Source organism: Marinobacter sp. (assembly GCF_033722735.1).
Taxonomy (GTDB): Bacteria; Pseudomonadota; Gammaproteobacteria; order Pseudomonadales; family Oleiphilaceae; genus Marinobacter.
In genome coordinates this window covers 21,636-40,871 of sequence record NZ_JAWVYN010000028.1, presented here as the reverse complement: position 1 = coordinate 40,871, position 19,236 = coordinate 21,636, and the positions used below count along the sequence as shown (strand labels likewise).

General features: G+C 62.6%; 16 protein-coding genes. 8 read left to right on the top strand and 8 right to left on the bottom strand.

Annotated features, from left to right (window positions below; translation table 11 throughout):
• The 4 genes from R3175_RS16220 to R3175_RS16205 all read right to left on the bottom strand — a co-directional run.
• The coding region (locus R3175_RS16220) for an amidase (RefSeq protein WP_318945374.1) at positions 1–1,481 on the bottom strand (1,481 nt) is incomplete at its 3' end.
• Positions 1,478–2,506, bottom strand: a complete 1,029-nt coding sequence (locus tag R3175_RS16215) for a hypothetical protein (protein ID WP_318945373.1) — start codon at positions 2,504–2,506, stop codon at positions 1,478–1,480. The genes R3175_RS16215 and R3175_RS16220, both read right to left, overlap by 4 nt.
• A 143-nt stretch (positions 2,507–2,649) precedes the next feature.
• The gene (locus R3175_RS16210) at positions 2,650–3,855 is read right to left on the bottom strand and encodes an acyl-CoA dehydrogenase family protein (protein WP_318945372.1); all 1,206 of its coding nucleotides are present in this window, start codon (positions 3,853–3,855) and stop codon (positions 2,650–2,652) included.
• Between the two features lie 13 nt (positions 3,856–3,868).
• Positions 3,869–5,173 (bottom strand): acyl-CoA dehydrogenase family protein, encoded by a 1,305-nt coding sequence (locus tag R3175_RS16205; RefSeq protein ID WP_318945371.1) that lies wholly within the window; start codon positions 5,171–5,173, stop codon positions 3,869–3,871.
• Positions 5,174–5,503: 330 nt separating this feature from the next.
• Here R3175_RS16205 and trhA point away from each other — a divergent pair, with 330 nt between their 5' ends.
• Genes trhA through R3175_RS16190 form a run of 3 tightly spaced genes read left to right on the top strand, consistent with a single transcriptional unit; the run spans position 5,504 to position 11,597 of the window.
• On the top strand, positions 5,504–6,166 hold the full coding sequence (gene trhA / locus R3175_RS16200) for a PAQR family membrane homeostasis protein TrhA (RefSeq protein WP_318945370.1): 663 nt from the start codon (positions 5,504–5,506) through the stop codon (positions 6,164–6,166).
• A gap of 8 nt (positions 6,167–6,174) precedes the next feature.
• Positions 6,175–7,899 (top strand): autotransporter assembly complex family protein, encoded by a 1,725-nt coding sequence (locus R3175_RS16195; RefSeq protein WP_318945369.1) that lies wholly within the window; start codon positions 6,175–6,177, stop codon positions 7,897–7,899.
• On the top strand, positions 7,896–11,597 hold the full coding sequence (locus tag R3175_RS16190) for a translocation/assembly module TamB domain-containing protein (RefSeq protein WP_318945368.1): 3,702 nt from the start codon (positions 7,896–7,898) through the stop codon (positions 11,595–11,597). The genes R3175_RS16195 and R3175_RS16190 overlap by 4 nt, the downstream gene beginning before the upstream one ends.
• Positions 11,598–12,067: 470 nt before the next feature.
• Here R3175_RS16190 and R3175_RS16185 read toward each other — a convergent pair whose 3' ends face one another.
• Entirely contained in the window at positions 12,068–12,802 is a 735-nt protein-coding gene (locus R3175_RS16185; protein WP_318945367.1) for a type 1 glutamine amidotransferase, read from the bottom strand.
• A complete protein-coding gene (locus tag R3175_RS16180; protein ID WP_318945366.1) occupies positions 12,795–13,796 on the bottom strand; it encodes an amidoligase family protein in 1,002 nt (333 codons plus the stop codon). The genes R3175_RS16185 and R3175_RS16180 overlap by 8 nt, the downstream gene beginning before the upstream one ends.
• A gap of 176 nt (positions 13,797–13,972) precedes the next feature.
• Here R3175_RS16180 and lexA point away from each other — a divergent pair, with 176 nt between their 5' ends.
• Both lexA and R3175_RS16170 read left to right on the top strand, forming a co-directional pair.
• The gene (gene lexA, locus R3175_RS16175; protein ID WP_318945365.1) at positions 13,973–14,581 is read left to right on the top strand and encodes a transcriptional repressor LexA; all 609 of its coding nucleotides are present in this window, start codon (positions 13,973–13,975) and stop codon (positions 14,579–14,581) included.
• 50 nt (positions 14,582–14,631) lie between these two features.
• Entirely contained in the window at positions 14,632–15,177 is a 546-nt protein-coding gene (locus R3175_RS16170) for a cell division inhibitor SulA (protein WP_318945364.1), read from the top strand.
• A gap of 182 nt (positions 15,178–15,359) precedes the next feature.
• Here the strand turns inward: R3175_RS16170 and R3175_RS16165 are convergent, their stop codons facing one another.
• Together R3175_RS16165 and R3175_RS16160 are read right to left on the bottom strand one after the other, a co-directional pair.
• Positions 15,360–15,620: a hypothetical protein gene (locus tag R3175_RS16165; protein WP_318945363.1), complete on the bottom strand. Its 261-nt coding sequence runs from the start codon at positions 15,618–15,620 to the stop codon at positions 15,360–15,362.
• Positions 15,621–15,701: 81 nt separating this feature from the next.
• The gene (locus R3175_RS16160; protein ID WP_318945362.1) at positions 15,702–16,178 is read right to left on the bottom strand and encodes a DUF6586 family protein; all 477 of its coding nucleotides are present in this window, start codon (positions 16,176–16,178) and stop codon (positions 15,702–15,704) included.
• Between the two features lie 311 nt (positions 16,179–16,489).
• Here R3175_RS16160 and R3175_RS16155 point away from each other — a divergent pair, with 311 nt between their 5' ends.
• From R3175_RS16155 to R3175_RS16145, 3 genes are all read left to right on the top strand, one after another.
• Positions 16,490–17,848 (top strand): DUF1329 domain-containing protein, encoded by a 1,359-nt coding sequence (locus R3175_RS16155; RefSeq protein ID WP_318945361.1) that lies wholly within the window; start codon positions 16,490–16,492, stop codon positions 17,846–17,848.
• A 77-nt stretch (positions 17,849–17,925) separates the two neighbouring features.
• A complete protein-coding gene (locus tag R3175_RS16150) occupies positions 17,926–18,846 on the top strand; it encodes a LysR family transcriptional regulator (RefSeq protein ID WP_318945360.1) in 921 nt (306 codons plus the stop codon).
• Positions 18,847–18,882: 36 nt separating this feature from the next.
• Entirely contained in the window at positions 18,883–19,203 is a 321-nt protein-coding gene (locus tag R3175_RS16145) for an SOS cell division inhibitor (RefSeq protein ID WP_318945359.1), read from the top strand.
• The last annotated feature ends 33 nt before the right edge of the window (positions 19,204–19,236 follow it).

Genomic DNA, 19,236 nt, shown 5'->3' with positions numbered 1-19,236 from the left:
TAGAACCCCTCCGGCACCCGGAATCCCGCCAATCCCCGTTCCTCCAACAGCTGCGCGAAGCGGATGGTGGTCAGATCCTTGCCCGGCGCGCCGATCACCTGGATGTTGTAAGGCAGGCCCTTGGCGGTGCGTCCTACCGGGACCGAGGTGGCGGGCAGGCCGAGGAGGGTGGCCAGGGCGATCCAGCAGAACTGGTCCAGGTAGGAGCGGGTTTTGCCGTCCACCGACACCCGTCGTTTGAACATCGGCTGACTCAGGTCGTGGGGGATGGCGGTGGTTGGGGTCACCGGCGTTAACAGGACATCGTGATGCTCGAACAGGGTCTCAATCTGGGCGCGCATCTTTTCCCGGGTTTCGTGCCACTGGATCCACTGGTGAATGGGCTGGTTGACGCCCCGGCCGTATTGGCCAACGCCAGCGGTCATCGGCACAAAGTGGCGCAGTACCTTGTCGAGGCGGCTGATCCACAGCAGCTGACGGCGTTGGCCGGGCTTAAAGGAAGTGCTCAACAGGCTGCCCAGCAGGTTGAAGTAGACCGGCATGATCCGATCCAGGCTCAGCAGCGGATGCCGGGCCTGGGCAACCTGGGCACCGGACTGGGTCAGTTTTTCACCCAGGTCGCGGTAGCCCCGGCTCAGTTCCGCGTTGATGGGGCAGCGGGGATCGTCCAGCCAGAGTCCGACCCGGGCCTCGCTCAGTTCGGTTAAACCGGACGGTTCCATGGCCAGTTGCCAGCAGCGGCTGTCCGGGGCGGTGGGACCGGCGATGACGCCCAGCAGGAGTTCCAGGTCCTGGGCGGTGCGCGCCAGCGGCCCGCCTTCGGCAAGGTCTGGCTGGCCCATGGTGCCCGGGGGCCCCGGTATGTGGCCACGGAACGACACCAGACCCCGGGAGGGCTTGTGGCCGAATACGCCGCAGAAGTGCGCCGGCGTGCGGATGGAGCCGGCCAGGTCGCTGCCGATCTCCAGCGGCGTCATGCCCGCGGCCAAGGCTGCGGCGGCACCGCCGGACGAGCCACCGGGGGTGTGGGCGTTGTCGTAGGGGTTGTTGGTGACGCCGAACAGCTTGTTGTAACTCTGCACATCGGAGGCATACAGCGGCACGTTGGTCTTACCCACCACTATGGCGCCGGCGGCCACCAGCCGCTCGACGACGTCGGCAGAGCGTCGGGGCACATGGTGCTTGAGCGCGGGGGCGCCGGCGGTGCAGGTCATCTCCGCCACTTCCCAGGTGTCCTTGAGGGTGACGGGCAGGCCGTGAAGCGGGCCGGGAGCAGCGCCGGAAGCCCGCTGTTCGTCGGCGGTCCTGGCGCCCTTCATGGCGGCGTCTTCGTCCAGGTGCACGACGGCATTGACCGAATCGTTGTGTTCGGCAATCCGGTCCAGGAAGGCTCGGGTGACATCCACGCTGGACAGGGTGCCGGCCTTGAGGTCGGCCAGCAGTTGATGCGCCGGACGGTAGTACAGGGGAGTGTCGGTCACGGGATATCCTTGCGTTCTTTGAGGTCGGAGCGCCAGTGTTTGACGCGGACCTGGGCCTTGATGGCTTCGATGATGTCGTGGATGAGCGAGATCAGCGCCTCGTTCTGCTTCCGCGAGGGGGACGGTGCCAGCTCCGGGGCGGGCAGGAACACATCCACGATGTCTTCGATAAAGGCATGGTTGGTGGACGAGGCCAGGTCTTCCAGGATCTGGTGGATCACGTTGGCAACGATGTCGCCGACGGCCTCTTCGAGGGTTTCCTGGATGGTGGGACCCACCACGGGGAGGTACCGCAGGCGTGACAGCTCAAGGTTCTGTTTTAGGGCGGCGTCGACACGTTCTTCGAGGTAGACCCTCAATTCGCCCCGCTTGGGCATGTAGCCCTCGCTGGCCGCCTGGGAGACTCGCTCGGACAGCCAGTCAGTGAGCATGGCCTTGCGGGGGTAGAGGATCTCGTGCTGGACGCGATCGAACAGGGGCGAGCCCCGCCCAACCTCGGTTTGTACCCCGGATAAGACCTTGATCACAATGCGGTCAGACAGTTCCTCCATAAACGCCTCATAATAAAAATTGAAGAACTGGTAAAGCCGCGACTGGGTGATGTCGATGATCTTGTACTGGTGCAGCCGGTAAATGATGGAGATGATCCTCAGTACCCGCAAGAAGCGCAGGCTGCCCACGGGAATGCAGCCGACCAGGTCGTACCAGTGAATAAACGGGTAGAAATACCAGCGATCGTAGACCTGGGCTCGAATGGCGTAGCCCCAGCGCAGGAAAAACTCGGTCAGGAACACTGCCACAAACAGCAGATCGTAAAAAATGAAGTTCTCATGCACCGGCTGGTAGAGCTCGTGGAAGCCGGCGGCATGAACGGCCAGCAGGTCCTGGACGGCGATGAAACCGTAGATCGAATCGAAAATGATCAGTGCCAGGTTGAGAATCAGCAAACCGAGCATGACAAAGTCGATGGCAAACCAGATCAGCTGATGGCTGGCTTTCAGGTTCTCCCTGTTGATGTTGAGCATGAAGACGCCTTAAACGGGTAGCCGGGAAACTGCGGAGATTGGGTCAGGCCAGGCCGGCTGGAACGCCAGCCCGGTCCGACTGCTGCCCCCGATGAATCGATGGCAACAGGTCCGCCCTCCATTTCAAGGGGCGTCAGCTTAGCCTATTTGAGCTCGGCGGACGACTTGCCCAGCAACCGACGGGCTATGATAAGCAGTTGAATTTGCTGGGTACCCTCAAAGATGTCCAGAATTTTCGAGTCCCGCGCCCATTTTTCCAGCAACTCGGTTTCGCCATAGCCCAAGCTACCGCACAGTTCCACGCAGCGCAGGGTGATGGTGTTCGCCACCCGACCGGCCTTGGCCTTGGCCATGGAGGCCTCCTTGGAGTTGGGCTGGCCGTTGTCCGCCATCCAGGCAGCCCGCAGGGTGAGCAGGCGAGCGGCCTCCAGTTCGGCCTCCAGCAGCTGCAGTTCCCGGTCGGCGGCCGGCAGGGTCCAGGGCTGGGCGGCGTAGCGGCTGCCGTGTCCGCCCTCGGCCAGCAGTTCCCGGGTCTTCTCCAGTGCGGCGCGGGCAACGCCAATGGCCATCGCGGCGACCACTGGCCGGGTGTTGTCGAACGTCTGCATGGCGCCGGCAAAGCCTTTGTCCACGCTGGGGTCGCCCAGCAAGTTCTCCTTAGGAACCCGGCAGTTCTCAAAGCGGATGGTGGCGGTGTCGGAGGCGCGAATGCCCAGCTTCTTTTCCAGCCGCTCCACCGTCATGCCCGGAGTGCCTTTCTCCACCACAAACGACTTGATGGCGGCCCGGCCCAGGCTTCGATCCAGGCTGGCCCACACCACCACCGCATCGGCCCGGTCGCCGGCAGTGACGAAGATTTTCTCGCCATTGATGACGTAATGGTCGCCGTCCTCGGTGGCGGTGGTGCGGATGGCGGCGCTGTCGGAACCGGCGGAGGGTTCGGTGATGGCCATGGCGGCCCAGGTGTCGCCGAAGCGGGCCAACTGCTCCTCGTTAGCCACCGCGGCGATGGCGGAATTGCCCAGCCCCTGGCGGGGAATCGACAGCGCCAGTCCCACGTCGCCCCAGCACACCTCGGTGAGGCTGAGCACGGTATTCATGTTGGTGCCATTGCGGTTGCCACTGCCGTTGCCGTTGCCGGAGCGGGACAGTTTAGCGGCCCCGGCAGCGCCATGTTCACCGGCCCCGGCATTCATGCCGTCCACCACGTGGGCGAACATGTCCAGCTCCTTGGGGTAGGTGTGCTCGGCCCGGTCGTATTTGCGGGAGATCGGGCGGAAGACCTCACGGGCGACCTGCTGGGCCTGGTGGATGATAGGACCAAATTTGCGGGGGATTTCCAGGTACATACTAAAACTCTCCTTAGGCGTGCACGCCGCCGAAATGAACGGAAACCGACCGCAGGTCCCGGTACCAGCGCTCCACCGGGTGCTCCTTGACGAAGCCGTGGCCGCCGAGCAGCTGAATTCCGTTGGTGCCGACTTCCATGGCCTTGTCGTTGCAGAGTATGCGGGCCAGGCAGGCCTCCCGATGCCAATCCAGACCGGTTTCCGCGCGGCTGGCGGCACGCCAGGCCATCAGCCGCATGCTGTCGATCTCGATGGCCATGTTGCTGATCATGAAGGCGACGGATTGTCGATGGCTGATGGGCTCGCCAAAGGCCTGACGTTCGTTGCAGTAGGGGATGACGTAATCCAGTGTGGCCTGGGCGGTACCAATGGCCAGGCCGCAGCGCATCAGGGTGGCGCGGTTGAGAAAGGCCTGGTAGTCGAAGTCTTCATCCCCCAGGAGGGCATGGTCCGGTAGCTGGACGTCCCGCAGTTCCAGGCGGGTCAGTTGCGTCGCCCTTAATCCCATCCCCGGATCGGGGCGTTTGTGCAGGCCCTCGGCGTCGCCGGGGAGCACGAACAGCCGTGGCATTCCATCCAGCTCGGCCGCCACCAGCATCAGCTCGCTGACGTCGCCCAGCACCACGCCGTTCTTGATGCCGGACAGCCGGTAGCCATCACGGGTGCGGGTGGCCCGGGTTTGCAGCGACAGGGGATCGAACAACGGCGTGGGTTCATCCACTGCGATGGTGGCTACCGGAGGGGTGTCCTCGCAGAAGGCTGGCAGGTACTGGGCCTGCTGCTCGCCCGTGCCCCACTGGCTGATGGCCTGGGCGAAGCTGAAGGGAGCCAGCAATGCCGTGGCCAGGCCCATGTCACCCCAGGCCAATTGCTCCGCGATCAACACGCTGGTCACCGGTGACTGACGCTCGGCCACGCCGCCAAACGCCTCGGGAACGGCGTAGAGGGTCAGCCCCAGGGCGGCGGCGTCCTCGAACACCTCCGCCGGCATCGCCGAGGCTTCATCGGCACTGGCGGCCGCCGCGCGCAGTCGGTCCTGGGCCAGGCGGTGCAGGTTGTCGACGATCAACTGCTGGTCCTGGTCCAGGTTCAGGTCAAACAGATCGCGAGCGGTTTGTGTGGGCAGTCGTTTCTTGGGGAGCCAGCCGGTGACGCGTTTGTACTCGCGGGTGGCAAGGGCCAGGGTACGAAATCCGGCTCGGGTGCCCTGGTAGGCGACTTTCTCCACCGGACTGCGCATCCCCAGGCGGTCCAGCCAGGGGCTGGCGGCCAGCCGGTTCATGGCGGACAGGGCAAGGCCTATCGGGTCTCGGGTCATTGATCGACTCCTTGTGTTCTTATTGTGAGGTTGTCTACGGATCATGTGACGCTGGACCGGAGTCGCCATTGGCATAACCGGCATGGGCCCGGGGCAGCCGGGTCAATCCTGGCTAATGGCAGAGTCGCTTAGGGAGCCGCTGATGCCTTCCTGGATGGCTCTGAAGGCTGCGTTGGTGTGCCGCATCAATTGCCGCGACAGCCTTCAGAGCACGCCGAGGCGATTCGGAGTGATTCGGAGGCTCCCTAACTGGCCCGGCAAACGTTACACTCACAGTCTGAGTCTGGATGTCGTGCAGGCACCAAGCGTTGAGTGGGAAGGAGACAAAGCGTGTCGCAACCGGTTTCGTTTGAGCCATACCCGAAGGTGGAAGAGTGGTTGAACCAGATAACTCATGGCTTGGCGGCCCTGGCCAGTGTCGCCGGGATGGTGGTGCTGCTGATCATGGCGGCGAAGCTGCAGGACGTCTGGAAGATCGTCAGTTTCAGCATCTATGGCACCAGCATGACGCTGCTGTTCCTTGCCTCCACCCTGTACCATTCCGCCCGCCGTTATGAAGTGCGGAAGGTCTTCAAGATGCTCGACCACTGCGCCATTTTCCTGCTGATCGCCGGCACCTACACGCCCTTCCTGCTAGTGAACATGCGCGACGGCATTGGCTGGACCCTGTTCGCCATCATCTGGGGGCTGGCGGTGGCGGGAATTATCCTCAAGCTGGTGTTTGGCCACCGGTTCAAGCCATTGCAGATTACCATTTACCTGTTGATGGGCTGGCTGGTGGTGGTGGCATCCACCGAGCTGGCCGCCAGTGTCAATCCACTGGGTCTGTGGCTGGTGGTGGCCGGTGGCCTGACCTACACCCTGGGGGTGGTGTTTTACCTGATCAAGAAAATTCCCTATAACCACGCTATCTGGCACCTGTTTGTGGTTGGTGGCAGCTCCTGTCATTTCTTTGCCATCTACCATGGGGTGCTGAACGGTCACACCGCCTGATGCTGTCAATGCCAGGGAAGTTCAGGTCACTCCTGCCGGCGTTGCTTTGGCTGATAGCCAGTGTGGGGCATGCCCAGCAGGTGGAGGTCGAGGTGCTCGGGGATTACCCGGACCTGCAGGCCAATGCCGAGGCCTTTATCGGCAAGGTTGAAGGCCGCAGTGAACAGCGTCTGCGCCGTTACATCCCCACGGCGGAGCGGCAGGTGATGGATGCCCTGCGGGCATTGGGGTACTACCAGCCCGAGATCGAGTGGGAGATGCTGGAGGCGGAACTGCCGACGGTGCTGCTCAGGGTTACCCCGGGGGCGCCGGTCCGCATTCGCTCGGTGTCAGTGACGATCAATGGACCTGCCGATGACGACCCGGCGTTCTTGCCAGTGCTGCCGGAGAAACCGGCGGTCGGCGATGTGCTCAATCACGGCCATTACGACGCCCTGCGCCAGACCATTCGCAATCGCGCCCTGCGACTGGGCTACTTTGATGGCCAGTTTGCCACCCGGCGGTTGGCGGTGGATCCGGACCAGCGGATGGCTGACATCGAGCTGGTGTTTGACAGTGGCGAGCGCTACCGCCTGGGCGAGGTCCAGTTCCGGGGGGATACTCAGATCGGCGAGCCGCTGTTACGGCAGTTTGTCACCCTCACGCCGGGCGAGGAATACCACGCCGACAAGGTTGCCGCGCTCAACAGTGACCTGTCCAACAGCGGGTATTTTCGCGAGGTGCTGGTCGATGCCAATCCGGCCGATGCCCAGCAAGGGGTCATTCCCGTCAAGGTTCGGCTGCGCGTCCGGGACCCACGCTCGGTGTCCACCGGCATTGGCTTCTCCACCGACGTCGGGCCGCGTTTCAGGGGCACCTGGCGTGAACACTGGATCAACGAGATGGGCCATCGGCGGGGCGCCGAAACCGAACTGTCGGGGCCTCGGCAAAGCCTGAGCACCTGGTATGAGTTACCGCTGGATCCGCCCATGACGGACCTCATCCGGTTGAGTGCGGGGTATCAGCGAGAAGACATCGAAGACGTGGAGTCGGAGCGGCTGACCCTGGGCCAGCAGTGGCAGCACGAGCTAGACAATGGCTGGCTGCAGATCCTGTCGATGCGGTGGGAGGGGGAACGTTTCAACATCAGTCACGGCCGCACCGTCACCAGTTCCCTGTTCCTGCCCGGGGCGGGCTACTCCAAGCTGAGGGCGGATTCGCCCCTGGATCCCTCCCGGGGCTACCGCCTCCAGTTTGACGTCACCGGGGCCCACCGTGCTGCCCTGTCCGATGCCGATATCCTGCATGTCGGTGTCCTGCTCAAGGGCTTGATCACGGTCGCTGACAAACACCGATTCCTGGGCCGGTTCCAGTTCGGCGGGGTCGCCACCAACAGCTTCGACGATGTGCCACCGTCTCTGCGTTTCTTTGCCGGGGGGGACCAGAGCGTGCGCGGCTACGGCTACGAGACGCTCTCACCCCAGGACAGTGACGGTTCCCAGGTCGGCGGCCGCTACCTACTGGTGGGCAGCCTGGAGTACCAGTACTCTCTGTTCAAAAAATGGCGCGCGGCGGTGTTCTATGATCGGGGCAACGCCATCGACGAGGTGTTCGACCCGCTGGCCAGTGGCGCGGGAATCGGGGTGCGTTGGGTGAGCCCGGTGGGCCCCCTGCGTCTGGACATCGCCAAGGGGCTTGATCCGGAATTCGGTGGTGAATGGCGGGTCCACTTCTCCATGGGGCCGGAACTATGAGACGTCCAATCCATTGGCTCAGGTGGGCCGGGGCCGCGCTGCTGATCGTCGTGCTGGTGCTGACGCTGCTGGTATCCGTCCTCATACTGGCGTTGCGGTCGGATACCGGCACCCGTTGGGTCATCGAGCAGATTCCCGGTCTGCAGGTAAGCGGTGACCAGGGCACATTGCTGGGCCAGTGGCAGGCACAGTGGCTACGCTGGCATGGCTACGGTGTTGAGCTGGAGGTAAAGGAGCCTCTTTTGGACTGGTCACCCAGTTGCCTGTTCGAAAAACGGTTGTGCGTGGATGTCCTGCATGCCGAGGCAATCGACCTGACGGTTCAACCCGGCAACGGCGACGAGGACGCCGCGGATCTCACGCTACCAGTCGTGGAGTTGCCCCTGGCGCTGTCCCTTGGTGACGTCGATCTGGGCCCGATGTCGTTCAACGGCAGCCCGGTCTGGACCAACGCCCAATTGGTGGCCTCGGGAAGCGGGCCTGCCTGGGTACTGGAGCGGCTGTCCTACCGCTTGGAGGACATCAGCGTGACGGCCCGGGGCCGAGTGGAAAGCCGGGGAGACTGGCCGGTTAATCTGACGGTGGAGGCTGAGCTGCCGCCACCCTACGGCGATCGCTGGCGAGTGGGCCTGGAACTGGCGGGCAGCGTCGCCGACCTGCGGGTATCTGGTCGGAGTGCGGGTTACCTGGACGCGGCCATTCAGGGCCGAACCCAGCCCCTGACGTCCGGCCTGCCGGCGCGAATCAAGCTTACATCGCCCCACTTTCTGGCCCTGGACACCTTGCCGGAGACTCTCACCCTGAAGGACTGGATGGTGACCCTGGAAGGGAGCCTGGCGGACGGCTTCAAGACCCACTCCCGGGCAAGCTTACCGGGCACCGCCGGGGAGGTGTCCACCACCCTGGACGGGGTGCTCACCACCGCCGGAGCAGAGCGTTTGCAGCTTCGGATGCAGACGGCGGCAGCTGACGGTCGAGGCGAAGGCCTGCTGGCGGTTAACGGCGACCTTTCCTGGGAAGCGGGCATGGCGGCCACGGCGGCCGTCGAGCTGCAACAGTTTCCCTGGCACACCCTGTTGCCGGATGTCGCGCCCCCCGAGGTTGTCCTGAAGACTTTCAGCGCCGAGGGCCGGTACGATCAGGGCGATTACCGGGCCCAGTTCTCGGCCTCGGTTTCCGGGCCGCTTGGCGATGCCTCGTTGGCCGGCCGAGCCGAGGGGGACCTGGAATCGGTACGGCTGCAACGGCTGAAACTGACCACCGGTGGCGGCCTGGCCCGGGGCGATGCCAGGGTAAGCTACGCGGACGAGCTGGCGTGGGAAGCCCAGCTGGCGCTGGACCGGTTCGACCCCGGCTATTGGGCGCCGTGGCTTCAGGCCCGACTGAACGGCAATGTCACCACCACCGGACGCCTGCGGGAGGGTGACCTGCAGCTGAAAGCCGACTGGCGGCTGGCGGGCCGCTGGCAGCAACAGGATGCCAGCAGCGCAGGCAGTATTCTCGCCGAGGGCGGTCGCTGGACGGTCTCCGAATCGTCCCTGAGTGTTGGTCCGAATCGTCTCCGGGCCGAAGGTCAGTGGGGCCGCCAGGTCTCGGCCCTGTTCGAGTTGGAGGTCCCCGATCCGGCGGTGCTGCTGCCGGGGCTGGCCGGAACCCTGTCCGCCAGGCTCAGCGCCAGCGGCACGCCGGAGGCCCTGGATGGTAACTTGCAGCTGAACGGGGCCGGGCTGGCCTGGCAGGATGCATTGGCCCTGGAGGCGCTGTCAGTGTCCGCCAGTCTGACCGATGGTCAGTCCCTGCAGGCCAGGGCAGAGGGGCAAGCGCTGGCGGTGGCCGGGCAATCCCTGGATCAGGTCACGGCAGAGCTGGGGGGGAGCCTGGCGCAACATGTGTTGACCCTGCGAACCCGCCAGCGGGAACTGATCACCCGGCTGGTGGCATCCGGGGGCTGGCAAAACGGCTGGCGCGGTCAGCTCAGCGAGGGCGAACTGGCGCTGCCGGAACAACAGCAGCAATGGGTACTCGAGCAACCCATCGCCATCGACTACGGACCGGATGGCAGCCTGACCCTTGGCGCCCACTGCTGGCGTTGGCAGCAGAGCACCGTGTGCGCGGACAACCAGGCGTTGCTGCCGGATCTGGCGATCAGCTATCAGTTGCGTGAGTTCCCCACCGAAGCCCTGGCCCCGCTGTTGCCGGACACCCTGCGCTGGCAATCGCAGCTCAATGGCCAGTTGGCCCTGACCATGTCCGATCAGGGGCCGGATGGGGTGCTCCGGCTTCGCGCCGACCAGGGGCAGTTCGATGTCTATCTGGTGGATGAATGGCACGCCCTGGACTACCAGACCCTGTCCGCCGATGTCACCCTGGCCGCGAGTGACGCGACCGTAACCCTGGAACTGACCGGGCCGCGCATCGGGCAGTTTCACACCCGAGTCAGCGTCGACCCCACCGAGCGGGACTATCCCATGGACGGGCAGTTTGACCTGCGGGGGCTCGACTTGACCCTGCTCGGCCCACTGCTGGATCTGGAGGCGGTGAGTGGGCGGCTGGAAGGCCGTGGGCGCCTGTCTGGCCCCCTGGTGGCCCCGCAGGTGTTCGGTGACCTGTCCCTGAGCGGGGGCAGCCTGGTCGACCAGCGATTACCCTTTCCCCTGGAGCAGGTGGCCGTTGGCGTCGCCCTGCGGGGGCAATCTGCCACGGTAGACGGTCGCTGGCAGAGCAATGATCGCAGTGAAGGTCTGGTGACGGGGGAACTGGACTGGTCTGGGAGTCCTACCGTGGCCCTGGACATCAGCGGCTCTCGGTTGCCCTTTGCCTATGAGCCCTATGCCGATGTTGAGCTGGAGCCAGATCTGGCGGTGCGCTTCGCCAGTGGCGATCTCCGCATCAGCGGTAAGCTGGCGGTACCTCGAGGTCAGGTGCAAATCCGCCGCCTGCCGGAGCAGGCGGTTTCGCCCTCGGAGGACGAAGTGATTGTGGGCGAGAGTGGAGAGGAGCCTGTGTTGCGGTCCATCCTGATGGATGTGGTGGTCTCGGTGGGAAGCGATCGGGTCACGTTCGACGGCTTCGGTGTGCTGGGAGACCTGGAAGGGACACTCCGGTTGGGCAATGACCTCGATGCCCGGGGCGTTCTCCAGCTGACCCATGGCACCTTTGAGGCATACGGCCAGGAACTAAAGTTAAGGCGTGCCCGTCTGGTGTTTGTTGGCCCGATTCAGGAGCCCTATCTGGATATCGAGGCCATTCGCGAGGTGGAAACCGTGGTGGCCGGCCTTCGGCTCAGCGGGCCGGTCACCGAGCCCCGGACCGAGGTTTTCTCCGAGCCGGCGATGTCCCAGGGCGATGCGCTGTCCTATGTCATTCTGGGGCGCCCGTTGCGCTCGGAAGGGGACGAAGGCCAGGTCAGTCAGGCGGCCATTTCACTGGGGCTCACGCAGGCCAGTAAGGTCACCCAGAAAATTGGTGAGGAAATCGGCATCGAGCAGCTGATTTTGGAGACCGAAGGCTCTGGTGAGGAAGCTTCGGTGGTAGCCAGCGGATATCTGACCGACGAGCTGAGTGTTCGCTATGGTGTCGGCCTGTTCGAGCCCATCTCCACGGTAGCCCTACGCTACGAACTGGGTCGGTATTTCTACCTGGAGGCAGCCAGTGGCCTGGCGGCGTCGCTGGATATCTTCTACACCCGGGATTTCTAAGCCGCCCCTGGATCACCTCTGGCACTCAGCGCCATTCACAAACCCGGCGCGACTTTGCCGTAATGTCGGGACCTTACACGCAGGTGCAAGGCAGCGGCGATCCGGCGTTGGTCAGACGTTCCTCAACCGGGTGGCAGATCGCATCCCGGCGCCGGCCGGGGAGCGCACAGGGATGGCTTGACCTATAATAGGCAGTGGAAGCAGCCTGCGGAGCCAGTACTGTCAGGGAGGGCAACCCGCCTCGGTAACAGTAGGCGGGGGACTGTCGGACCTGTCATTTTACGCAAGAGATTGAGTCAACGGCATGCTTTTACACGATCAACAGGTACGGCTCACTGAGCGGGAGCGGGATATCCTCTTTCGCCTGACCGGGTCGGACCCCTGTCATGTGACCACCCGGCGGCAACTGAGAGAGTGGGCTGATCGCTATCTTCAGGTCTTACCCGATGAAGCCATGGAGATTCAGCTGATCAAGAGAGTGCTGCGTCTCCACCTTCCAGTCTAATCAGCTTAAGCGCCAGGGCGGCATCGACGAAGCTGGCAAAAATACGCCGGTGGCCGGGATGATAGAGCAGGTACTCCGGGTGCCATTGGACCCCCATGACCCATTGCCCGCGGGTGTTCTCAATTGCCTGAACAAACAGGTCATTGTCCATGGCTACCACCCGCAAGTGCCGACCGAGGACCTTGATGGCCTGGCTGTGAATCCGGTTGGCGCCGATCGACGGGGCCGGCATGATTTCACCCAGCAGGCTGTCGCGAACCACCCGAACGGTTTGCAGGGGCAGTAGCAGCGGATGGTGCCGGGTATGGACCCGCAAGGGGGCAACGTTCTGACACAGCGACCCCCCCCTGAATACATTCAGTATCTGGGCGCCCCGGCAGATACCCAGCACTGGCAGGCCCAGCTGTTCCGCTTCTCGCAACAGGCGCCAGTCGGTATCGTCCCGCAGTCTGTCGTAGCGGGCGGTGACTTCCGGCTCCTGGCCATAGCGGCCCGGATGAACGTGGGTCCCTCCGGAGAGCACCAGCCCATCAAGCAGCCGCACGTTGACCCTTGAGCCGGGACGGATGTACATCGTGCCCGCGCCGGAGAGCGCCAGGGCCAGGCTGATCAGCCGGTGGGGCAGGCCCTTTCGGCTGGGGCCGCTGATGCCGATGGTCAGGCCCGGATGCGGGAACGGGGGGGGGCGTGAGTCAGACATATCCTTGGGACTGCAGCCATAGCTGGCAAGTATCCGGCCAGCTTTGGGTGAGGTTGCGCAGGCTGAGTTTCCGGCTGTTACGGAATGCCGTCATCAGCTCGGCGAGGTCACCGGCGTTGTGGGCAAGCTGTTCGAGAACCACCCAGTCGTTCCACACGGTGGAAAAGTGCCACTGGGGGTTGTCGATGTCGCAATCCGGCAGCCGGTAGTGCAGGGTGGGCCGGGCTTTGATTCGATGGTCTGAGGTGTAATCCGCCACCAGGTTCGGGTTCAGGTGGGCAAACAGCGGCAGCAGGTCCAGCGCCCGGTTGCGCGTCGGGTTGTCCCGCAAATAGTCCACCATCAACTCGCTCAGGGTGGGAGCGTAGTCCGGTTCGATCAACCGATCCACAAACAGGTTGTCCCAGGGCTCGATGTAGCTAGTCAGTTTGCGGCTGATGTCGAGCTGGTGCCGGGTTTTGAGCCAGTCGTACAGGCAGGCAAAGGCACGCAGGTAACGCAGCAGGGTGGCGGTGCGCAGGTCTGGCAGCTCCGGATTCAGTTGAAGGCCGAAGGCGTAGTAAATGGCTTCGCGGCTGCCCAGCGCGCCGGCCTCCCGCAGCTGGTTACAGAGGAATTCTATGCGTTCGAGATCGGTAAAGCGAATCGGCGGGGTGACGATCTCCAGCGGCACGATTTTCTCCGCCGCGGCGTCGATCAGGTGCATCGCCTGCTCTCCGAGCTCGCGGATGGCTTCGGGTAAGTCGTCGTCCTGTAGGTCCAGGTCCTTGATCGGGTCGGAATCCAGTTCTATGGCAAAGCTGCCATACTCGGTCTCCACCCGGCTGACATAACGAGAGGTCTGCACGGCGGTCCCGCCCAGCAGCTGCGCTACCAGTTGCACCAGTTGCTGATAGCCCAGGCCGGAGATCTCGATTTCAATGCCAACCCGGCGTTCGGTCTGTTCCCTGGTAAAGCAGATGTCCGGCAGATGGCAGATCCTTGGGCTGTTCACGGTATTCTCCCTCCCTGTAGCACTGGTGTCAGTCTAGCCATTCAGTGAGTCTTTAGAGTATCCAACCTGATTGCAGAATAGGCCACTGACGGAGCGGCCCGGTTGAAAATCCCCCTTTACACTGGATAAAACACTGTATATATTTCGGTTGCTGTATAAAAAAACAGGACTGAACTATGAAGCTGACCGCACGGCAAAGCCAGGTTTTGGACATCATCCGCCGCTATCTGGATGAGACCGGTTATCCGCCGACCCGCGCTGAAATCGCCTCGGAGCTCGGGTTCCGTTCGGCCAACGCCGCGGAGGAACACCTCCGTGCCCTCGCGCGCAAGGGCGCTATTGAAATGGTACCGGGGGCCAGTCGGGGGATTCGTCTGCCGGAGTCGGAGGAAGATCTGGGGCTGCCGGTGATTGGTCAGGTGGCTGCTGGCAGTCCCATCCTGGCCCAGGAACACATCGAAGATCACTGCACGTTGCAACCGGACTTCTTCTCGCCTTCGGCGGATTACCTGCTGCGGGTTCGGGGCATGAGTATGAAAGACATTGGCATCCTGGACGGCGATCTGCTGGCGGTACACCGCACTCAGGATGTCCATAATGGCCAGGTTGTGGTTGCCCGGGTTGGCGAGGAGGTCACCGTAAAGCGCTTCCGCCGGGACGGCGCCAAGGTGTTGCTGATTGCCGAGAACGAGGAGTTTGACCCGATTGAAGTGGATCTTCGGGAACAGGAACTGTTTATCGAAGGACTCGGTGTGGGTGTGATTCGGCGATCGGATCTGCACTGATCCGGTTGCGGGAAACCAGGTTAACGTATTGTTGGAATAAGGGGATCAGGATGGAACAGCTCAGCTTCAATCAGAGTCTTGCCGGTGCTCATCCCGTCGAGCGTACGGGTCACGGTCGCGCCGGCGTACAGCGAGTGATTGGTTCCGTCTCGGTCACCAGCCCTTTGGCCGACCCGCGACACAGCCACGGGCGGAGTGCGAGACCGGCTGCAGACCGGCGGCTCCGGGGCAGGGCTGAGCCCCCGGGTAACGTTACCGAAATCATCCTGCCTGAGGGGCAGGTGGAGAATTTTCAGCTGCTGTTACCGATGCTGACCCAGCTTAACCAGGAGCAGCGCTGGCTTGCCTGGATTGATCCCCCCCAGGCGTTGGTGAGCAAGTGGCAGACCATGCACGGCATTGTCGCCGGTGAGCTGCTGGTGTTGCGGTCATCCGAGGAGTACACCGCCCAGGATCTGGCTGAGCGCGCGCTCAGTGCGGGAACCTGCCACGCCGTTGTGTTGTGGACTGAGAAGTTGGGGCGGCAGGCCTTTGAGTCGTTGCAGCAGGCCTCAGCTGCGGGCAACAGCCACGGCGTGGTGCTCCGGCAGCGTTAGCGTCCCGTCTGGTGGAAACCAGCACCCTGACGTCTCCGCTACCTGGCCGCGATGGCCACCGCGTATTACCTGGAGCGGGTCAATTCCGGCCGCAATGAGCGGCCGGCGTCGTTACCAAAGCTGGGTGTGGGTAGTATGACTCTTGGCAGGACGCCGTCCGGGACGGGCTGCGGTTCGAACAATCAGTGCAGGGTGTAGGACGGGCGGGTTTCTACCGTGTCGTTGTCGTCTTCTTCCCAGTCGATGTCGTGAGTCACATTGCCCACGGCCTCAATGCCCGCCGCAATCATGGCCTTGGCCACCGACATATCCCGATCTTCCATCATGTCCCGGGCTTCCGGAGAAAACGAGATCCGCACCAGGGGTGCGCTGTCATCATCGATGCGGCGTAGGGCATAGTCGCCATTGGTCAACTGGACGATTTCAAAGTAGGACGGTGACATTTGCTCTGCCTTTAGCTTGCTGGTTGAGTACGAATACTGTGAAGCGGGTGGTGGCCCTGCCGGGCCTGAAGCTGCTGGGCGCTACCACTCCTGGTGCCGTTCGGACAGCGAATTGGCATACTGTTTCATCGCCGTAAGTGCTTGCTCAATGGTTGCCACCGACCGGTCCGGACCGGACTCCGCGACAATCGCGATGATGTTGTCATCAGACACCGACTTTTTCTTGGCTGGCGGCTGGGCCAGCGCGCTGTCCAGCTGGTCGAGCAGCGACCACCAGCTGCCGGACTGCCGGGCCAGGGACGACAGTTCGACCGCTTCCGGCGCATCCGGACCGAGCAGGGCGCTTAGCTCAGCCAGGGTCCTGGGCGTGGATCCCTTGTGCTGATAGAGCTCCGCCACCATGGCGAGCAACAGGGTTCGGGCGCGCAGCGCCAGCTCAATCGCCCCCTGATTGGCGGCCTCTCGTCCCACCGGGTTGTCGCTGGTTTCCTGTTGGTTAAGCAGTGTCCTGGCAAGGTAAAGCTTCTGGGAAACCTGGGTGAACCACTGGGATGACATTGAGGGCCTTTTGTCGGTGTAAAGCCAATCGATCAAATTGAAACCCCGTCAGTCTACCATTTTCAGCGTCAAATTTCCTCAGCTAAAAAGGGCGCCGGCATAAGAAATCGCCACTACAACAGACGGTGGGCGGAGGGTGATTGCGATAGCTACCTAACAAGAAACTACAAAAAAATCCTTGTAAGCGAGGTGGCGTTCAGGCAAATAAGCGGCCGACTTTCAAAGATAACAGATGATCGCGTGTGTTCAGCGATGGTGAGCCTGGGGTGGCGTGCCAATCTGAGCGCAGCTGTGATGGGAGGACATTGAGGATGCGTAACCTGGTTATCGTCGGGATGGCTGTGAGCGCTATGCTTGGAGGCGTCCAGGCCCTGGCCAAGGTCAGTGAAGCGGAAGCCGCCAGGCTTGGATCGGAACTCACGCCGGTAGGGGCGGAACGGGCGGGGAATGCCGCAGGAACCATTCCCGCCTGGACCGGTGGTTTGTCACAGCCTCCCGCCAATTGGTCCCCGGGGCAGCGGGAAACCGACCCCTTTGCCGGCGACCAGCCACTTTTCACCATCACCCAGGACAACTACGAACAGTATCGCGATCGGCTTACCAATGGCCATGTCGCCATGCTGGAAACCTATGGTCCGGATTATTTCCTGCCGGTTTATCAGACCCGTCGCACTGCGGCATTTCCGGAGCATGTGTATGACAAGCTTCGGCAAAACGCGCTGACCGCCGAACTGCTGGAAAATGGTAACGGCGTCCGGGATACCATCATGACCAGCCCGTTCCCCATTCCCCGAAATGGTCTTGAAGTAATCTGGAATCACATTCTTCGTTACCGGGGTGAACAACTTGCGTTTCGTTCCGCCTCCGCCACACCGGCGGTGAATGGTGCATTCAATCCCATTCTGACCCAGTACGACTATTTCTTTGCCTACGCCAAACCGGGGGCGGAGCTGGCGGATATCGACAACAAGATTTTCTACCTCAAGACCGAAACCATCTCCCCGGCCAATCTGGCTGGCTCGATTACCCTGGTGCACGAGACCCTTGACCAGGTTCGATCCCCAAGGCTGGCCTGGCGGTATCAGGCGGGATCCCGTCGTTTACGTCGCTCTCCCAACCTGGCCTATGAAACGGATCTGCCCAACTCCTCGTCGTTGCGTTCGGTTGACCAGAAAGACATGTATAACGGCGCGCCGAACCAGTATGACTGGCATCTGAAGGGCAAGCGGGAAATCTTTGTGCCCTACAATGCCTACCAGTTGCATTCGAATGAACACAGCTCGGAAGAGATTATCCAGCCGGGGCATATTAACCAGTCGCTCACCCGTTACGAACTGCACCGGGTCTGGGTGGTGGAAGCCACACTGCGAACCGGGATCAGCCATATATACAGCCGCCGGATCTTCTACGTGGATGAGGACAGCTGGCAGATCCTCGCCAGCGAGGAATACGACAACGACGGCCAGCTGTGGCGGGTTTCGGAAGCCCACAACATCAGTTACTACAGTGAGCCGGTGTTCTGGACCACGCTGGAAATGACCTATGACCTGAAGGCGCGGCGCTACTACATCGACGGGCTGGATGAAGGCCAGGCACCGTATGACTTCGATCCGGGCTTCCGCAGCAGCGAGTTCACCGCTTCCGCCGCCCGGCGGGCTGCTCGGCGCTAACCGACACTTCGGGTCTTGTTTCGGCCCGATAGTATGAGGCAGTATTATGCGATCAATTTAATGCATGAAACTGCCTCATGTTGGACCTCAAGCACCTGAAAACCATCAAGGCCTTGCAGGAGACTGGCAGCCTGACCCGCGCGGCGGACCAGCTCCACGTTACCCAGTCGGCGTTGTCTCACCAGATCCGGGATCTGGAGGACTGGTTCGGCGTCCAGTTGTTCATCCGCAAGAGTCGTCCACTTCGCCTGACCCCCGCCGGCGAGCGGCTGTTGGCAACCGCCAGTGCGGTGCTGCCGGAGCTGGTCAGCGCTGAACAGGCGTTGCTGGCATTGGGGCGGGGACAGCGTGGTCGTCTGCATATGGCGATAGAGTGCCATAGCTGTTATCTGTGGTTGATCCCGGCGGTGAATAGCTACCGGCCGGCCTGGCCAGATGTGGAACTGGATTTTGTCGGCCATTGGCACCTGGATGCCTTGCCGGCCTTGGCCCGCGGGGAACTGGATTTGGTGGTGACGGCCGATCCGGTGCCCATGGAGGGGGTGACGTATGAGCCCCTGTTTCGTTTTGAGATACTGCTGGCCATGGCGCCCTCCCATCCCCTGGCCAGGAACACCCGTGTGGCCGCCGACGACCTGGCCGGGGAAACCCTGATCACCTATCCGGTGGATCCGGAGCGCCTCGATGTCTTTCGGCACTTCTTGTGGCCTGCCGGACTGGAGCCGGCCCACGTTCGAACCGCGGACATGACCATGATGATTGTCCAGCTGGTGGCCAGCCAGCGCGGGGTTGCGGCCTTGCCGTCCTGGGCCTTGCGGGAATATATGGATTCCGGATTGCTGGCCGCTCGACCCTTGGGGGCGGAGGGAGTATGGTCTGATTTATACGCTGCTGTGCGGGTTGACGACCGCAAGTCGCCCTATATGGACGCGTTCCTGGATACTGTCAGGAAAACGTCATTCAACACCCTGAGCGGCATTCGGCGCCAGCAGTCCTAGCCAAGCGGCCCGATTGTACCTGTGCTGGAGGAAGTCATGTCTTTTTCGCTGGAGCAACTCGATACCCTGAACGACGAACTGCGCCGGGCCCTGGTGTCGGAGCACTGGGAACGGTTCAGTGAACTGAATGGCCAGATTCAGCCGACCGTGGACCGGGTGATGGCGGATTTGCGCAGCGGCGACTTGCACTCCGGAGCGGTTCAGGAGCGCCTCGAAACCCTCCAGTCACTGTGCAACCAGGCCCGAGAGGGGGCCGAGCAGGCCCGGGAAGCGGCCCGGATTGCGCTGAAGGACGTCAACCGTAACCGCCAGGCGACTCGTGCCTACCACAATGTGCAGGATGGCCCGGCGGGATAAGGGTCACACTTAGGAGTGAATCTTCGGCGACAA